The sequence below is a fragment of the Rhodospirillum centenum SW genome (genome assembly GCF_000016185.1).
Lineage (GTDB): Bacteria > Pseudomonadota > Alphaproteobacteria > Azospirillales > Azospirillaceae > Rhodocista > Rhodocista centena.
In genome coordinates this window covers 3,471,578-3,487,480 of record NC_011420.2, presented here as the reverse complement: position 1 = coordinate 3,487,480, position 15,903 = coordinate 3,471,578, and the positions used below count along the sequence as shown (strand labels likewise).

At 68.9% G+C, this 15,903-nt stretch carries 17 protein-coding genes; 5 read left to right on the top strand and 12 right to left on the bottom strand.

Annotated features, from left to right (window positions below; genetic code table 11):
• Positions 1-4: 4 nt before the first annotated feature.
• Positions 5-1,384, bottom strand: coding sequence for a sodium-dependent transporter (locus tag RC1_RS16175; protein WP_202795548.1), 1,380 nt, complete (start codon positions 1,382-1,384; stop codon positions 5-7).
• A 167-nt stretch (positions 1,385-1,551) separates the two neighbouring features.
• Positions 1,552-1,872, bottom strand: a complete 321-nt coding sequence (locus RC1_RS16170; protein WP_012568514.1) for a DUF2934 domain-containing protein — start codon at positions 1,870-1,872, stop codon at positions 1,552-1,554.
• A gap of 211 nt (positions 1,873-2,083) precedes the next feature.
• Here RC1_RS16170 and RC1_RS16165 point away from each other — a divergent pair, with 211 nt between their 5' ends.
• The 4 genes from RC1_RS16165 to RC1_RS16150 all read left to right on the top strand — a co-directional run bounded on the left by RC1_RS16165 (position 2,084) and on the right by RC1_RS16150 (position 4,465).
• The gene (locus tag RC1_RS16165; protein ID WP_012568512.1) at positions 2,084-2,335 is read left to right on the top strand and encodes a hypothetical protein; all 252 of its coding nucleotides are present in this window, start codon (positions 2,084-2,086) and stop codon (positions 2,333-2,335) included.
• 239 nt (positions 2,336-2,574) lie between these two features.
• Entirely contained in the window at positions 2,575-2,748 is a 174-nt protein-coding gene (locus RC1_RS16160) for an entericidin A/B family lipoprotein (RefSeq protein ID WP_012568511.1), read from the top strand.
• Between the two features lie 73 nt (positions 2,749-2,821).
• Positions 2,822-3,367 (top strand): NUDIX hydrolase, encoded by a 546-nt coding sequence (locus RC1_RS16155; RefSeq protein ID WP_012568510.1) that lies wholly within the window; start codon positions 2,822-2,824, stop codon positions 3,365-3,367.
• An 87-nt stretch (positions 3,368-3,454) separates the two neighbouring features.
• Entirely contained in the window at positions 3,455-4,465 is a 1,011-nt protein-coding gene (locus RC1_RS16150) for an alpha/beta hydrolase (protein ID WP_012568509.1), read from the top strand.
• A gap of 30 nt (positions 4,466-4,495) precedes the next feature.
• Here the strand turns inward: RC1_RS16150 and RC1_RS16145 are convergent, their stop codons facing one another.
• From RC1_RS16145 to oppB, 7 genes are all read right to left on the bottom strand, one after another.
• On the bottom strand, positions 4,496-5,575 hold the full coding sequence (locus RC1_RS16145) for a TerC family protein (RefSeq protein ID WP_012568508.1): 1,080 nt from the start codon (positions 5,573-5,575) through the stop codon (positions 4,496-4,498).
• Positions 5,576-5,742: 167 nt separating this feature from the next.
• Positions 5,743-6,132, bottom strand: a complete 390-nt coding sequence (locus RC1_RS16140) for a hypothetical protein (protein WP_012568507.1) — start codon at positions 6,130-6,132, stop codon at positions 5,743-5,745.
• Positions 6,133-6,263: 131 nt separating this feature from the next.
• On the bottom strand, positions 6,264-7,262 hold the full coding sequence (locus RC1_RS16135) for an ABC transporter ATP-binding protein (protein WP_041785459.1): 999 nt from the start codon (positions 7,260-7,262) through the stop codon (positions 6,264-6,266).
• Positions 7,263-7,398: 136 nt separating this feature from the next.
• A complete protein-coding gene (locus RC1_RS16130; RefSeq protein WP_012568505.1) occupies positions 7,399-8,124 on the bottom strand; it encodes a hypothetical protein in 726 nt (241 codons plus the stop codon).
• Between the two features lie 5 nt (positions 8,125-8,129).
• Positions 8,130-9,170 carry an ABC transporter ATP-binding protein gene (locus tag RC1_RS16125; RefSeq protein ID WP_012568504.1) on the bottom strand — a complete coding sequence of 347 codons (1,041 nt, stop codon included), beginning with the start codon at positions 9,168-9,170 and terminating at the stop codon, positions 8,130-8,132.
• A 16-nt stretch (positions 9,171-9,186) separates the two neighbouring features.
• The gene (locus RC1_RS16120) at positions 9,187-10,098 is read right to left on the bottom strand and encodes an ABC transporter permease subunit (protein ID WP_012568503.1); all 912 of its coding nucleotides are present in this window, start codon (positions 10,096-10,098) and stop codon (positions 9,187-9,189) included.
• Positions 10,099-10,214: 116 nt separating this feature from the next.
• Positions 10,215-11,138 carry an oligopeptide ABC transporter permease OppB gene (oppB, locus tag RC1_RS16115; protein ID WP_012568502.1) on the bottom strand — a complete coding sequence of 308 codons (924 nt, stop codon included), beginning with the start codon at positions 11,136-11,138 and terminating at the stop codon, positions 10,215-10,217.
• A gap of 570 nt (positions 11,139-11,708) precedes the next feature.
• Here oppB and acnA point away from each other — a divergent pair.
• A complete protein-coding gene (gene acnA, locus RC1_RS16110) occupies positions 11,709-14,417 on the top strand; it encodes an aconitate hydratase AcnA (protein ID WP_012568501.1) in 2,709 nt (902 codons plus the stop codon).
• 98 nt (positions 14,418-14,515) lie between these two features.
• Here acnA and RC1_RS16105 read toward each other — a convergent pair whose 3' ends face one another.
• From RC1_RS16105 to purC, 3 genes are all read right to left on the bottom strand, one after another.
• Positions 14,516-14,761, bottom strand: a complete 246-nt coding sequence (locus RC1_RS16105; RefSeq protein WP_012568500.1) for a SlyX family protein — start codon at positions 14,759-14,761, stop codon at positions 14,516-14,518.
• A 41-nt stretch (positions 14,762-14,802) separates the two neighbouring features.
• The gene (purS, locus tag RC1_RS16100; protein ID WP_012568499.1) at positions 14,803-15,045 is read right to left on the bottom strand and encodes a phosphoribosylformylglycinamidine synthase subunit PurS; all 243 of its coding nucleotides are present in this window, start codon (positions 15,043-15,045) and stop codon (positions 14,803-14,805) included.
• Between the two features lie 84 nt (positions 15,046-15,129).
• On the bottom strand, positions 15,130-15,894 hold the full coding sequence (gene purC, locus RC1_RS16095; RefSeq protein WP_012568498.1) for a phosphoribosylaminoimidazolesuccinocarboxamide synthase: 765 nt from the start codon (positions 15,892-15,894) through the stop codon (positions 15,130-15,132).
• Between the last annotated feature and the right edge of the window lie 9 nt (positions 15,895-15,903).

The window sequence follows — 15,903 nt, the reverse complement described above, 5'->3', positions numbered from 1 at the left end:
GCCGTCAGAACAGGGCGTCGAGGGCCACTATGACGATGGCCGCAGGCGCCAGGAACCGGACCAGGAACAGCCAGACGCGGTAGACCACGCCCTCGCCCATGCCGAATTCCTCCACCCGCGCCTCCCGTGTCAGCACCCAGCCGGCGAACACGGCCAGCAGCACGCCGCCCAGCGGCAACATGATGTTGGTGGTGGCGTAGTCGATCAGGTCGAAGAAGGTGCGCCCGCCGCCCAGCGGGTGGATGTCGCTCCAGCGGTTGAAGGAGAAGATGGTGAGGAAGCCCAGGACCCAGGAGAGGCAGGCGACACCCAGCGCCAGCACGATGCGGGGCAGCCGCACCCGCTCCTGAAGAGAGGCGACGATCGGCTCCAGCAGGGAGACGGAGGAGGTCAGCGCCGCCACCGCCAGCAGCACGAAGAAGACCGCCCCGAACAGCGAGCCGAAGGGCATGGCACCGAAGGCCACGGGCAGGGTCACGAACACCAGCCCCGGACCGCCCGCCGGGTCCAGCCCGCTGGCGAAGACGATGGGGAAGATCGCCACGCCCGCCACCAGCGCGCAGGCGGTATCGGCGCCGGCGATGGTCAGCGTCATCTTCGGCAGCGAGACATTGTCCCCCACATAGGCACCGTAGGCGAGCATGGTGCCCAACCCGATGGAGAGGGAGAAGAAGGCCTGTCCCGCGGCGCTGATCGCCACCTCCGTCGTCAGCTTGGAGAAGTCGGGCGTGAACAGGAACGCCATGCCGCGCGCGAAGTCGCCGGTCACCGAGGCATAGATGGCCAGGATCACCAGCATCACGAACAGCGCGGGAGTCAGCAGCGTGACCGCCCGCTCGATGCCTCCGGTCACGCCCTGCGCCACGATCACCACGGTCAGGGCCATGAACAGGGTATGCCATCCCGCCATCGCCACCGGGTCGGCCAGGAGCCCGTCGAAGACGGCGCCGGTGGCCTGGGCCGTGGCCCCGGCGAAGGCGCCGACCGCGAGCTTGGGGATGTAGGCCAGCGCCCAGCCGGCGATGACGCTGTAGAAGCTGAGGATGAGGAACGCCGCCACCACCCCCATACCGGCCACCAGCCCCCAGGCGGGGGTGCCGCCGTAGCGGCGCCCCAGCGCGACCAGGGCCCCGATCGGCCCCCGCTGGGCCCGGCGGCCGAGCATCAGCTCCGCCACCAGCACGGGGACCCCGACCATGAGCACGCAGCCCAGATAGAAAAGGACGAAGGCGGCCCCCCCGCCCGTGCCCGTCATGTAGGGGAACTTCCAGATGTTCCCCAGCCCGACGGCGGAGCCCACCGCCGCCATGATGAAGGCGAAACGCGACGACCAGTGCGGCACGGCCACCCCGTCCTCCGCGCCCTCCGAACCAACCTTAGTCAATTGCCCGTCCCTCCAGACGCTTTATTGCCGGCAGCCGGCATGAACCGGACCGCTTGGTGCGCGACAATAGCGCCACTGCGGGCGTGGGGGCCATACCCCTTGTCCGGGTTCCGTCCGGTTGCGTGTCCGGGCCGCTGCGGGGCGGACAGGCGGGGACGGGTCGGCGGTCAGCCTTCTTCCCGGGCGGTACGGCGATCGGGGGCGGGGAACTGGCGCTCCTCTCCCTGGTCGGCGAGGTTGGGCAGATCGCCCAGAGTCTCCACGGCCAGGAGCGGCTCCACCGGCTGGTCGCGCCGGGCCACGTCGTCCGGCCCGTGCGAGGGGTTGCGCCGGAGCGTGGCCGTCGTGCCCTCCTCCTGCGCCACCAGCTCGGCGGCCTTGTCCCAGTGTTCCGCGGCGCGGCCCTCCGGCCGGCCCTCGCGTTCCCAGATCTCGTGCGCCTTGCGGCGGATACGCTCCTCGTGTTCCTGCTCCCGGGCGGCGTCCATGACGGCTCTCCTGTCAGTCGGCCCCGAAGGATCGGGGCGGGTCCGGGCGGTAAACAGCCGGAGCCGGGGTCGGGCTCCGGCCATGGTGCCGGGATCCGCGCAGGGCCGTGCAGGCCAGCCATGCCGGAACACTTCCGGATACAGGGTGAAGGGCGACTTTACCGTGCCCATCTATTGGAGTAAGACTCGGGATAACTGAGTGAGGTGTATCATGGCCGTGGGTTCGATCTTCAACTCGGCCGGCTACGGGTCGGCTTTCCAGGCGAACGGCGTCCGCCCGGCGGAGCAGTTCGTCCGCACCCCGGTGCAGCCGGTCGATCCGGCGGCCACCGCCCAGCAGGCGCAGGACGACCAGCAGGAGCGTCAGGTCCAGGCCTTCGCCGGCACGCCCAGCGAGGATGAGCGCCAGCAGGCGCTGGACCAGGGCCGCAGCCGCGGCGCCTTCCTGGACATCCGGGCCTGATCCTCCGCCTGCACTGACATTGCCCGATGGCCGGCGTCGGCCATCGGAGCTGCGGTTACGCGCTCCGGCCATCCGGCGCCATGGGCCGGGTCCGCTTCCGGAGGCGTCCCCTTCCGAGGGTCTTACCCCAGGAAGGTCACCGGAACCTCGTTGACAAGCCGCCGTTCCTTTGACCGTCCCGCGGCCGATGCCGCGACGGACCCGGACGAGCCTCTCCGGCACGAACGAAAGGAACAGACATGGCGACGCATCTCGCTTGGGCAACGCATTTTTCCTGGAGGAAGTTCTGGGCCGCGGCGCTTCTCCTTGCCGCCTGCGGCGTGTCCGCCTGCAACACCGTCGAGGGGGCCGGCGAGGACCTGCAGGCCGGCGGCCGCGCGGTCGAGGACACGGCCAAGGACGTGAAGAACTGACGGGCGGACTTCCCGCCGCGAACGGCGCGCACCGGCCTTGCCCGGCCGGCGCGCCCGTTCCACACTGGGGGCCATGACGCCCGGCCAGAAACAAGGCGGACCCAGCGTCCGCACCATCCCCGAAGGCGAGGACCGCGAGCGGCTGGTCTGCCCCGACTGCGGTTACATCGCCTACGAGAACCCGAAGATCGTCGTCGGCTCCGTCACCACCTGGGAGGACGGACGCATCCTGCTGTGCCGCCGCGCGATCGAGCCGCGCCGCGGCTTCTGGACCCTGCCCGCCGGCTACATGGAGCTGGGCGAGGCCTCGGCGGCCGGCGCCGCCCGCGAGGCGTGGGAGGAAGCCCGCGCCCGCATCGAGATCGACTGCCTGCTGGCGGTCTACGACATCCCCCGCATCAGCCAGGTCCAGCTCATCTTCCGCGCCCGCCTGCTCTCGCCCGCGATCGAGCCCGGCCCGGAGAGCGTGGAGGTCGGCCTGTTCGCCTGGGACGACATCCCCTGGAGCCAGCTCGCCTTCCCCAGCGTAGTCTGGTCCCTGAACGAACACCGCGCCCGGCTGGGTCAGCGCGACTTCCCGCCCGGCGGCAATCCGCCGGACCCGGTTCACGGCCTCTGACCGCGGCGCGTCACGGACGCGACGCCTTCCCTCCTGCCGTTCTTTTCCCTTTCCTCCCTTCCCTCCCTCCGGAACCGGATACCGACCATGCACCGTTCGCCCGACACGCCCCGCGGCACCGTCCAGCGCCTGACCGTCGTCAGCGAGGTGCTGAAAGGCAACCTGCTGGGCGACCTGCCCGCCCGCGCCGTGGACGTCTACGTCCCGCACGGGCATGACGGGCGGGGCCTGCCGCTGCTGGTGGACGTGGTGGGCTACACGGGCTCGGGCCTGTCGCACACCAACTGGAAGAATTTCGGGGAGAACGTGCCGGAGCGGCTGGACCGGCTGATCGCCGCGGGAACCCTGCCGCCGGTCGTCGTCGCCTTTCCCGACTGCTTCACCCGGCTGGGCGGCAACCAGTACGTCAACTCCGCCGCCATGGGCCGCTGGATGGACTTCCTGTGCGCGGAGATGCTGCCGGCGGTGGAGGCGGCGGTGGGCTGCGGCGGGCCGGGCCGGCGCGGCATCTTCGGCAAGAGTTCCGGCGGCTACGGCGCCATGATCCACGCCATGAAGCGGCCCGACGTGTGGTCGGCCGCCGCCTGCCATTCCGGCGACATGGCCTTCGACCTCTGCTACCTGCCGGACATGCCGGCCACCCTGCGGGCGCTGGCGAAGCATGGCGGCTCCGTCGAGCGCTTCATGCAGGCGCTGGAGACGGCGGACAAGGTGGACGGCAAGGACACCCATGCCCTGATGATCCTGGCCATGGCGGCCAGCTACGACCCCGACCCGTCGCAGCCCTTCGGCGTGCGGCTGCCGGTGACGCTGGACACCTGCGAGCTGATCGCCGACCGCTGGGTCAACTGGCTGGCCTGGGACCCGGTGGTGATCGCGGAGGCGCACGCCGACGCGCTGCGCTCGCTGAAAGGGCTGTACATCGACTGCGGCGACCGCGACCAGTACAACCTGGTCTACGGTGCCCGCCGCATGCACCGGCTCCTGGACGGCATGGGCATCGCCCACCGTTACGAGGAATTCGGCGACGATCACTCCGGCATCGACTACCGGATGGACCGCAGCCTGCCCTTCCTGGCCGAAGCCCTGTCCCGGTAGGCGGGACAGGGTCGGCAACCCCGGTGCGGCTTACTCGGCCGCCCCGCCGCGGGCCTGCTCCGGCCGGGGCTGCGCCAGCCGGTCCGGCGTCCCCTCGGCCCGGGCGTCCTGCACCGGCAGGTGTTCCGTGTCGGTGGGACCGCGGCCGGTCTTCCACAGGGAGTAGAGCACGCCCGAGGCCAGCAGGGCGAAGGTGACGGACAGCGAGATGGCCGGGTCCACCTTGCCGTAGATCTGGTTCCAGAAGATCTTGGCGCCGATGAAGACCAGCACCAGCGAGAGCGCGTACTTCAGATATCTGAAGCGGTGGACCATCGCCGCCAGCGCGAAATAGAGCGCGCGCAGCCCCAGGATGGCGAAGATGTTGCTGGTGTAGACGATGAACGGGTCGGTCGTGATGGCGAAGATGGCCGGCACGCTGTCCACCGCGAAGACCAGATCGGCGATCTCCACCATCAGCAGGGCCAGGAACAGCGGCGTGGCCACCCGCTTCAGCCGGCCGCTGACCGGATCGGGTTCCCGCACGAAGAAGGAATTGCCGTGCAGACGGTCGGTCACCGGCACCCGACGCTTCAGGGCCATGAGCAGCCGGTTCTTCGAGAGGTCGGTCTCCTCCTCCCCGCTCATCAGCAGCATCTTCACGCCGGTCGCCAGGAGGAAGGCGCCGAAGATGTAGAGCACCCAGTCGAACCGGGTGACCAGCGCCGCCCCCAGCCCGATCATCAGGCCGCGCAGCAGGATCACGCCCAGGATGCCCCAGAACAGCACCCGGTGCTGGTACAGGCGCGGGATGGCGAAGTAGCTGAAGATCAGGGAGATGACGAAGACGTTGTCCAGCGCCAGCGCCTTCTCCAGCGCGAAGCCGGTGAAGTACTGCATGCCCGGCGTCGGGCCCATGTACCACCAGAGCCAGCCGCCGAAGGCGACGGCGATCAGGATATAGAAGGCGGAAAGCCAGAGGCTTTCCTTCACGCCGATCTCATGGTCCTTGCGGTTCAGCACGCCCAGGTCGAAGACCAGGAGTGCCGCGACGATGCCGATGAACAGGAACCAGAGCCAGGCCGCCTTTCCCAGGATCGGGGTGGACAGCAGCAGGAGCAGAGCTTCCAAGGGATGCCTCTTGCGGACATGCCGTGCGTCGGCGATGAAGGAAATAGTCCGACATCACAGCCGACGCCTCGACTGCCAGAGGGGCCCGGACCGCCTCTTAGGTAGGAACCGGGACCGGAGCGTCAAGCCCGGCCGCGGCCGCTCCCCGGATGCGTCTGCGCCAGAGCCTACCCCAGCCGGTGCGCCAGGGTCGTCAGGGCCACGGCCAGCAGGCTGGCGTCCAGCGCATTGGGGAACGGCGCCCAGGCGGCGGTCGCATCGGCGCGGGCCGGCGTCCCCGGCAGGTCGTCATGATCGCCGCGCCACCAGCCCGGGTTCCCCGGGCCGCCGTCGGTGTGTTCGGCGATCCAGCGGCCGAGCTGGGCCGCCGCCGTGCCAAGATAGCAGAGCTTGACGATGTTGAGCGCGAAGACCGGCCAGGGCTTGTCCGCCATCACCTCCGGCGACAGCAGCAGCAGCGTGGCGGCGACGCCGAAGCCGGCCAGGGCCGGTGCGGCGATGACGGCGAACAGGGATGCCACCTCGACCCGGGTGGCGCCGGGAAGCTGGAAGAACAAGGCTCGGACCTCCGTCGAAGACGGCTCCGACCCTGCGCCCCAAGTCTTAAGGCCCTGTCAACGTCCCCGCCTTGTCCCCGGCCCCCACCACGCTTGTGGATGGACGCGGTGCGGAAGCCGTTCCGGAGGCTCTAGAGGAGGGCCTGCTCCGGCGGGCCCCAGTGGTGGCAGGCGGCCTGATGGCCCGGCCGCTTCGGCTCCAGCACCGGCACCTCCTGCGCGCAGATTTCCGTCGCCCGCGGGCAGCGGGTGCGGAAGACGCAGCCGGACGGCGGGTTCATCGGGCTGGGCAGGTCGCCGCCCAGGACGATGCGCTGCTTGGACTTCTCCAGGTCCGGGTCCGGGATCGGCACGGCGGAGATCAGCGCCTGGGTGTAGGGGTGCAGCGGCTCGGCATAGATGGCGTCGCGGTCCGCGATCTCCATCACCTTGCCGAGATAGAGCACCATCACCCGGTGGCTGACATGGCGGACGATGGAGAGGTCGTGGCTGATGAACAGCAGCGACAGCCCCATCTCCTCCTGCAAATCCATCAGCAGGTTGATGATCTGCGCCTGGATCGAGACGTCCAGCGCCGACACAGGCTCGTCGCAGACCACCATCTTCGGGCGCAGGATCATGGCGCGGGCGATGCCGATGCGCTGGCACTGCCCGCCCGAGAATTCGTGCGGGTAGCGGTTGATCATCTGCGGCAGCAGGCCGACCTTCGCCATCATGTCCTTGACCAGATCCTTCCGCTCGGCGGCGGAGAGGCGGGGCTGGAACACGGTCAGCGGCTCGGCGATGATGTCGCCGATGGTCATGCGCGGGTTCAGGCTGGCCAGCGGGTCCTGGAAGACGATCTGCATCTCTGCCCGCTTGGCGCGCAGCGCCTCCCCCTCAAGCCCGGCCAGGTCGGTGCCCAGCCAGACGACGCGGCCCGCCGTGGGCGGGATCAGCTTGAGGATGCCGCGGCCCAGCGTGGACTTGCCGCAGCCGGACTCGCCCACGATGCCCAGCGTCTCGCCCGCCTTCAGGCTGAAGCTGACCCCGTCCACGGCCTTCAGCGGCGTGTACCTGCCGATCACCAGACCGCCGGTGCGGATGGGGAAATGGACCTTCAGGTCCTGGACGGTGAGGAGATCGGTCATGGGGGCGGGCACCACTGTTCCAGATGCAGAAGAGATTGACAGGGACTATTCGTCGGCTCCGGACCCGGAGCCTGTCCGGCCGGACACAGCCACATCCGCGATGCGACCGTGGCTCAGAGGGAACGCCGCGGCGACGTCATGCACTTCCCGCTTCCTCGCCCGGAGCCAGACGATCTCGGATTCGGTCAAGGCCGTCGCTCCGGAGGAGATAGCCCGCTTCCGGTTCGGTGAGGCAGTCGAGTCCGTGGCCGAAGATCTCGCGCCAGAAGTCGTCAAGGTCGCCTCCAAATCGTGCGTGCAACGCGTCGTGGGTTTCCCGCCGCAGGGCCAGCCTGTCACTGTCGCGGCTCTTGGTCAGCGTCGTGGCCGCGACCACACGGCCGCCCCGCGTCTCGACATACCCACGGAGATTCGCCAGCGTCCCGCCCAGGCCGACATGGTCGTCGACGAGAATATAGGCACAATCGGGCTGCACCGCACCGTCGAAGGTCGCCGGGGAGCTCAGGCGATGCCAGCCGTCGGCACGGGTGTGGGAAACCACGTTGGTCTGCACCACCTGATCCCGGTCCGCCGGAATGCCGAGCGTCCGCGACAGGATCGCCGCCATGGCATCCGGGATGCCGTTGAAGCCCGTCGATTCCTTCGCCGATACGGGCAGAAGGCGCGCGTCTTCCGAACAGAACGCCCCCAGTTCCCGGATCACGGCCCCGTCCATGATGTCCGCGGCCAGCCGCAAGGCGGCATCCGCACGGCCCGACTTCGCGGCGGCATAATCGGGGTGCCCGTCCCGGAGCTTGACGGTCGTATGCACGAAGACGTCCGGAAAATCCGGTGGCCAAGGCACCCTGGGCGCGAAGTCCATCGGGATCAGCCTCTGGCGTTCACCGGCGGCAGCGCCTCCGCCGGGATCGCCGCGGCGGCGGGGTCGTCAACCGGGTGTTGCAGGCTGTCCAGGTGGCAGGCCTTCATCTGGCCGCCCGGGCCGGCGGTGCGCAGGAGCGGCAGTTCGGCAGCGCAGCGCTCATGGACGAAGGTGCAGCGCTCCTGGAACGGGCAGCCGGCCGGCAGGCGCTGGAGGTTCGGCGGCTGGCCGGGAATGGCATAGAGCTTCTCCCGCCGGTCCTCGGTCAGCCGCGGCATGGAGGAGAGCAGGCCCTGCGTGTAGGGGTGCTGCGGATTGTAGAAGATCTGGCGGACGTCGCCCGTCTCCATGAAGCGGCCGCCATACATCACCTGGACCCGGTCGCACAGGCCGGCGACGGTGCCGAGATCGTGCGTGATCAGCACGATGGCCGCCTTGGTGACGCGCTTGAGATCAGCCATCAGCTCCAGGATCTGGGCCTGCACCGTCACGTCCAGCGCCGTCGTCGGCTCGTCCGCGATCAGCAGCTCCGGCTCGCAGAGCAGCGCCATGGCGATCATCACGCGCTGGCGCATGCCGCCCGACAGTTCGTGCGGGTACTGGTTCAGCCGCCGCGCCGCCTCGGGGATGCGGACCAGCTCCAGCATCTCCAGCGCCTTGCCGCGGGCCTGACCCTCGGTCATGCCCTTGTGCTGGATCAGCACCTCGGTCATCTGGCGGCCGACCCGCATGTGCGGCGTCAGCGAGGTCATGCTGTCCTGGAAGATCATGGCGATCTTGTCGCCACGGATGCGGTTGAGCTGCGCCACCGGCATGCCGACCAGCTCTGTCCCGCGGTAGCGGGCGGAGCCCAGGGCCCGGCCGTTCCGGGCCAGCAGCCCCATCACCGCCATGAAGAGCTGGCTCTTGCCCGAGCCGGATTCGCCGACGATGCCGACGCACTCGGACTCGTTGACGTCGAAGGAGACGGAATTGACGGCGCTCACCTCGCCGTCGGGGGTGGCGAAGCGGACCTGGAGATCGCGGACTTCGAGCACGGCTGTCATGGCTGGCGATCCCCGGTCAGCGGTCTTTCGGGTCGAGGGCGTCGCGCAGCCCGTCGCCGATGAAGTTGAAGCAGAAGAGGGTCACAGCCAGGAACACCGCCGGGAAGACCAGCATCCAGGGGGCGTTCTCCATCTGCGCCGCCCCTTCGGAGATCAGCACGCCCCAGCTCGTCATCGGCTCCTGCACGCCCAGGCCCAGGAAGCTGAGGAAGCTTTCGACCAGGATCACGACCGGCACCAGCAGGGTCATGAACACGATGACCGGGCCGATCACGTTGGGGATGATGTGGCGCCGGATGATGGAGGCGTTGGAGACGCCGGCGGCGCGGGCCGCCTCGATGTACTCCTTGCGCTTCACCGACAGGGTCTGGCCGCGCACGATGCGCGCCATGGTCAGCCACTCGACGCAGCCGATGGCGGCGAAGACCAGCAGGATGTTGCGGCCGAACACCACCACCAGGATGATGACGAAGAACATCAGCGGCATCGAGTAGAGCACGTCCACGATGCGCATCATGATGTTGTCCACCCGGCCGCCGACATAGCCGGCGATGGCGCCGTAGCTGACGCCGATGATCAGCGCCACCAGGGTGGTGACGATGCCGACCATGAGCGAGACGCGCGCGCCGTAGAGGGTGCGGATGAACAGGTCGCGGCCGTTGGCGTCGGTGCCGAACCAGTGGCTGTTCTCGAAGGTCGGGGGAATGCCGATCGCCTCCCAGTAGACGGCGTCGTACTCGTGCGGGCTCAACACGTCGGCGAAGATCGCCATCAGCGCGATCAGCGCCAGCACCACCATGCTGGCGACCGCCATCTTGTTGGCGAACAGGCGCCGGCGCGCATCGTCCCAGAGCGACCGGCCCTGGACCTCCGCCGTCGCCTTCTCCATCAGGTCGGAGCCCCCGCCCCGGATGCTGAACTGTGCCATCGCTTCCGTCACTCCGCCCTTACCGTCACTCTGCCGCCACCGCCCGGGCCGGGCATGACGGGATCAAGGCTGGGATCGTCGCCGGGGCGGCCGCCGGCGGCGGCCGGTCGCCCGCGTCAGTCATAGCGGACCCGGGGGTCCAGCAGGCCGTAGACCAGATCCACGATCAGGTTCATCAGCACGATCAGCGAGCCGTAGGTGATCACCGTGCCCATCACCAGCGTGTAGTCGCGGTTGATGGCGCCCTGCACGAAGTAGCGGCCGATGCCGGGAAGCTGGAAGATCTGCTCGATCACGACCGAGCCGGTCACCAGCCCGGCGATGGCCGGACCGAGATAGGAGACCACGGGCAGCAGCGCCGCCCGCAGCGTGTGGCGCCAGATGATGAGGCGCTCCGGCAGCCCCTTGGCGTGCGCCGTGCGCACGAAGTTGGAGCGCAGCACCTCGATCATGCCGCCGCGGGTCAGGCGGCTGATGATGGCGATCTGCGGCAGCGCCAGCGCGATCACCGGCAGCACCATGTTCTGGATCGACCCGTCGCCCCAGCCGGCCACCGGCAGCCAGCCCAGATAGATGCCGAAGACCAGCGTCAGCAAGGGCGCCATGACGAAGTTCGGGATGGTGATGCCGGCCATGGCGACGCCCATCACCGCATAGTCGGTGCGGGAGTTCTGCCGCATGGCGGCCAGCACGCCCAGGGTGCAGCCGATGGCGACGGCCAGGAAGATGGCCGACAGGCCCAGCCGCAGCGAGACAGGGAAGCCGGTCCCGATCAGCTCGCTGACCGTGAAGTCCTTATAGGTGAAGCTGGGCCCGAAATCGCCCTGCAGCGCGTTGCCCAGATAGATCAGGAACTGCTGCCAGATCGGCTTGTCCAGATTGTAGGCCGCCTTCAGGTTGGCCTCGATCTCCGGCGGCAGCACGCGCTCGCCGTCGAACGGGCCGCCCGGCGCCGCGTGCATCAGGAAGAAGGCCAGCGCGACGATGACCAGCAATGTGGGGATCGCTTCCAGCAGACGCCGGACCGCATAGGACAACATCTCTTCGGAATCCTCCGCCCGCGCGCGCCGTAGCTTTTCACACAAGAGGCATGCAAGACGCGCAACCCGCTCGGCCGGTGACCTTTCTGTTAAATTTTGGCCGGTGTCAACCGCAACCGGGCCAGAAGAACAAGATTCCGGAACGACCGCAGATCCGCGCAATCGGCCGCGCCGGAACCCGTCCCGACACGAAAGAAAACGCCATATCTGCCGCCCGGACAAGCTGCCGGGCGGGGTCTGGAGGATGCGCCCGACGGCAGCGGCCGCGATGCCCTGACGCCCTGTCCGGAGCCCCGCAAGACACGCAGGACGGGCAGCCCCTAGGGGATCGGCAATCCTGCAGGGAAGTCCCGTCGCCCGCCGTGACACCCGGGAACACCGCCGGTTCATGCCGCAGAGAGGTCCGGATGTGCCTGTCAAGCTATCCCCGGCGCATTTGATCCGACCTGGAAAACGCGCTACATCACGCCCGCGAGAATCCCTGGGGGGTGCGCGTTCCGGACGCTGGAGCCGGAAGCCGCCAGCGCCGTTCCAGGTGGCACACCAGACGACCCGATGGAGGAGTCCCCCGTGTCCACGATCACCGGCCAAGACAGCCTGAAGACCCGCCGCACACTCGACGTCGGGGGCAGGACCTACGACTATTTCAGCCTGAAGGCCGCCGAGAAGGCGGGCCTGGGCGACCTGTCCCGCCTGCCCTTCTCCATGAAGGTGCTGCTGGAGAACCTGCTGCGCTTCGAGGACGGCCGCACGGTGAGCGTGGACGACGTCAAGGCCGTGGCGCAGTGGCTGAAGGACCGGCGCAGCGACCGGGAGATCGCCTACCGCCCCGCGCGCGTGCTGATGCAGGACTTCACCGGCGTGCCGGCCGTCTGCGATCTGGCCGCGATGCGCGAGGCGATGCAGGCGCTGGGCGGCGACCCGCAGAAGATCAATCCGCTGACGCCCTGCGATCTGGTCATCGACCATTCCGTGATGGTGGATTCCTTCGGCAGCCCGACCGCGTTCCAGGAGAACGTGGACCTTGAGTTCCAGCGCAACGGCGAACGCTACGCCTTCCTGCGCTGGGGCCAGAAGGCCTTCGCCAACTTCCGCGTGGTGCCGCCGGGCACCGGCATCTGCCATCAGGTGAACCTGGAGTACCTGGCCCAGACCGTCTGGACCGACACCGACCAGACCGGGACCGAGGTCGCCTATCCCGACACGCTGGTCGGCACCGACAGCCACACCACCATGGTGAACGGGCTGGCCGTGCTGGGCTGGGGCGTGGGCGGCATCGAGGCCGAGGCGGCCATGCTGGGCCAGCCCATCTCCATGCTGATCCCGGAGGTCGTCGGCTTCCGCCTGACCGGGAAGCTGAAGGAGGGGGCGACCGCCACCGATCTCGTGCTGACCGTGACGCAGATGCTGCGCAGGAAGGGCGTCGTCGGCAAGTTCGTGGAGTTCTACGGCCCCGGCATCGAGCACCTGACGCTGGCCGACCGCGCCACCATCGCCAACATGGCGCCGGAGTACGGCGCCACCTGCGGCATCTTCCCGATCGACGCCGAGACGATCCGCTACCTGAGCTTCACCGGCCGCGACCCGAACCGGGTGGAGCTGGTGGAGGCCTATGCCAGGGCCCAGGGCATGTGGTGGACCCCCGACGCGGCGGAGCCGGTCTTCACCGATACGCTGGAGCTGGACCTCTCGACCGTGGAAAGCTCGCTGGCCGGGCCGAAGCGGCCGCAGGACCGGGTGCAGCTCTCCGACGCCTGCGCCGACTTCAAGGCTTTCCTGGAGAAGGACGTGGCCGGCCGGCCGGCCAGCCAGCCCACCCCGGTTCCGGGCACGGATTACGCGATCGACCACGGCCATGTGGTGATCGCCGCCATCACGAGCTGCACCAACACCTCCAACCCCTCCGTCCTGGTGGCCGCCGGGCTGCTGGCGAAGAAGGCGGTGGAGAAGGGCCTCACCCGCAAGCCGTGGGTGAAGACCTCGCTGGCACCGGGCAGCCAGGTCGTCACCGAATATCTGGAGGCGTCGGGCCTGCAGGGCTGGCTGGACAGGCTGGGCTTCAATCTGGTCGGCTACGGCTGCACCACCTGCATCGGCAATTCCGGCCCGCTGCCGGACCCGATCAGCAAGGCGGTGGACGACGGCAAGCTGACCGTCGCCTCGGTGCTGTCGGGCAACCGCAACTTCGAGGGCCGCGTCAACGCCCAGGTCCGCGCCAACTACCTCGCCAGCCCGCCGCTGGTCGTGGCCTATGCCCTGGCCGGCAGCATGAACCTGGACCTGACCCGCGAGCCGCTGGGCACCGGCAAGGACGGCCAGCCCGTCTATCTGCGCGACATCTGGCCGAGCAACCATGAGGTCGAGGCCACCATCGCGCAGTATCTGACGCCGGAGATGTACCGCAGCCGCTATTCCAACGTCTTCGCCGGCCCGGAGCAGTGGCAGGCGATCCGGACGGCGGAGGGCGAGACCTACCGCTGGGAGGGCGCGTCCACCTATGTGAAGCGGCCGCCGCTGTTCGACGGCATCGCCCCGGTGCCGGGCGACGTGTCGGACGTGACGGGCGCCCGCGCGCTGGCCATCCTGGGCGACAGCATCACCACCGACCACATTTCCCCGGCCGGCAGCATCAAGAAGGCGAGCCCCGCCGGCGAGTACCTGACCGGGCACGGCGTCGGCGTCGTGGACTTCAACAGCTACGGCGCCCGCCGCGGCAACCACGAGGTCATGATGCGGGGCACCTTCGCCAACATCCGCATCAGGAACGAGATGGTGCCGGGCGTGGAGGGCGGCGTCACCCGCTTCGTGCCGACGGGCGAGGTCATGCCGATCTACGACGCCGCCATGAAGTACCAGGCCGAGGGCACCCCGCTGGTGGTGTTCGCCGGGCAGGAGTACGGCACCGGCTCGTCGCGCGACTGGGCGGCCAAGGGCACGCGCCTGCTGGGCGTCCGCGCCGTGGTGGCGGAGAGCTTCGAGCGCATCCACCGCTCCAACCTGGTCGGCATGGGCGTGCTGCCGCTGCAGTTCCCGGCCGGCGTCAACCGCCAGACCCTGAAGCTGGACGGCAGCGAGACCTTCGACATCGCGGGCGTGGAGGCCGGCCTGAAGCCGCGCATGACCCTGGCCCTGACCATCACCCGCGCCGACGGCAGCAAGCAGACGGTGGACCTGCTCTGCCGGATCGATACGCTGGACGAGGTGGACTACTACAAGCACGGCGGCATCCTGCAGTACGTGCTGCGCAGCCTCGCCGCCCCGAAGGTGGCGGCGGAGTAAGGGCGCAACCGTTCCTGCGGAAGCGGACATGCGAAGGCCGGCGGGAGCGATCCCGCCGGCCTTTTCCTCGCCATGCCGGTAAGAAGGGACGCGCCCCCTCAGTAGTGCGGGGGCGGCTTTTCGTCCTGGGGGCTGGGGCGCCAGGATTCGGCGTCGCGCAGGCGCTCGGTCACGAGGCGCAGGCGCCGCGTCAGGGTGTCGATCGTGCGGGCCTGGGCGGCCACCACGTCCGACAGTTCCTCCAGGGTGCGTTCCTGGTGGGTCAGCCGGATTTCCAGTTCGGTCACGCGCGCGGCCAGCGCCTCGGCATCGCCGGTTCGGGTGTCGCCGGTTCGGGTATCCACGGATCGGGGTTCCCTGCTCTGGGCGGCGGCACGGGCCGCCGTCAGCCGACCAGCTCGATCGCGTAGTTCTCGATCACCGTGTTGGCCAGCAGCTTGCGGCACATCTCCTCGACCGCGGCCCGGGCCTTCTCCCGGTCGGTCTCGGCCAGGTCCAGCTCGATCAGCTTGCCCTGCCGCACCTCGCCCACGCCCTCGAAGCCGAGGGAATGCAGGGCGTGGCCGATGGCCTTGCCCTGGGGGTCCAGCACGCCGTTCTTCAGGGTGACGATGACCTTGGCCTTCATGGGGTGTTCATCCGGGATCGCGGGAGGGAAGACCGGCCGGGCGGCCCGGGGGGCCGCCGGCGGGGGTTGCTGCTGGCCGGCGCGTCACTGCACCAGCTTGGGCGCCTTCATGTCGCCGGGTCCGGCCTCGGGCATGATGCCCAGGCGCTTCGCCACCTCCTGGTAGGCCTCGGCGACATTGCCGAGATCCTGGCGGAAGCGGTCCTTGTCCAGCTTCTCGTTGGTCTTGACGTCCCAGAGGCGGCAGTTGTCCGGGCTGATCTCGTCGGCCAGGATGATCCGCATCTCCTCGTTCTCCCAGAGCCGGCCGAACTCCACCTTGAAGTCCACCAGCCGCAGGCCGATGCCGAGGAACAGACCCGAGAGGTAGTCGTTGACGCGCAGCGCCAGCGCCAGCATGTCGTCCAGGTCCTGCGGGGCCGCCCAGCCGAAGGCGGTGATGTGCTCCTCCGAGACCATGGGATCGCCCAGCTCGTCGTTCTTGAAGTAGTACTCGACGATGGAGCGGGGGAGCTGCGTGCCCTCGGGAATGCCGAAGCGCTTGGTCAGCGAGCCGGCGGCAACGTTGCGGACCACCACCTCGATGGGAATGATCTCGACTTCGCGGATGAGCTGCTCGCGCATGTTCAGGCGGCGGACGAAGTGGGTGGGGATGCCGATCTCCCCCAGCTTCATCATCAGGTACTCGGAAATGCGGTTGTTCAGCACGCCCTTGCCGGTGATGACGCCCTTCTTCTGCGCGTTGAAGGCGGTGGCGTCGTCCTTGAAGTACTGAACCAGGGTGCCGGGTTCCGGGCCCTCGAAGAGAATCTTGGCCTTGCCCTCGTAAATGCGCCGGCGTCGGGTCATGGTTCGCGG

Excerpts from the sequence above, each read along its gene's own strand:
- RC1_RS16165 (WP_012568512.1), top strand. The coding sequence starts at position 2,084 with ATGGCCGTGGGTTCGATCTTCAACTCGGCCGGCTACGGGTCGGCTTTC.
- RC1_RS16130 (WP_012568505.1), bottom strand. The coding sequence starts at position 8,124 with ATGGACTTCGCGCCCAGGGTGCCTTGGCCACCGGATTTTCCGGACGTC.
- RC1_RS16150 (WP_012568509.1), top strand. The coding sequence starts at position 3,455 with ATGCACCGTTCGCCCGACACGCCCCGCGGCACCGTCCAGCGCCTGACC.
- RC1_RS16120 (WP_012568503.1), bottom strand. The coding sequence starts at position 10,098 with ATGGCACAGTTCAGCATCCGGGGCGGGGGCTCCGACCTGATGGAGAAG.
- purC (WP_012568498.1), bottom strand. The coding sequence starts at position 15,894 with ATGACCCGACGCCGGCGCATTTACGAGGGCAAGGCCAAGATTCTCTTC.
- oppB (WP_012568502.1), bottom strand. The coding sequence starts at position 11,138 with ATGTTGTCCTATGCGGTCCGGCGTCTGCTGGAAGCGATCCCCACATTG.
- RC1_RS16125 (WP_012568504.1), bottom strand. The coding sequence starts at position 9,170 with ATGACAGCCGTGCTCGAAGTCCGCGATCTCCAGGTCCGCTTCGCCACC.
- RC1_RS16135 (WP_041785459.1), bottom strand. The coding sequence starts at position 7,262 with ATGACCGATCTCCTCACCGTCCAGGACCTGAAGGTCCATTTCCCCATC.
- RC1_RS16160 (WP_012568511.1), top strand. The coding sequence starts at position 2,575 with ATGGCGACGCATCTCGCTTGGGCAACGCATTTTTCCTGGAGGAAGTTC.
- purS (WP_012568499.1), bottom strand. The coding sequence starts at position 15,045 with ATGAAGGCCAAGGTCATCGTCACCCTGAAGAACGGCGTGCTGGACCCC.
- RC1_RS16170 (WP_012568514.1), bottom strand. The coding sequence starts at position 1,872 with ATGGACGCCGCCCGGGAGCAGGAACACGAGGAGCGTATCCGCCGCAAG.
- RC1_RS16155 (WP_012568510.1), top strand. The coding sequence starts at position 2,822 with ATGACGCCCGGCCAGAAACAAGGCGGACCCAGCGTCCGCACCATCCCC.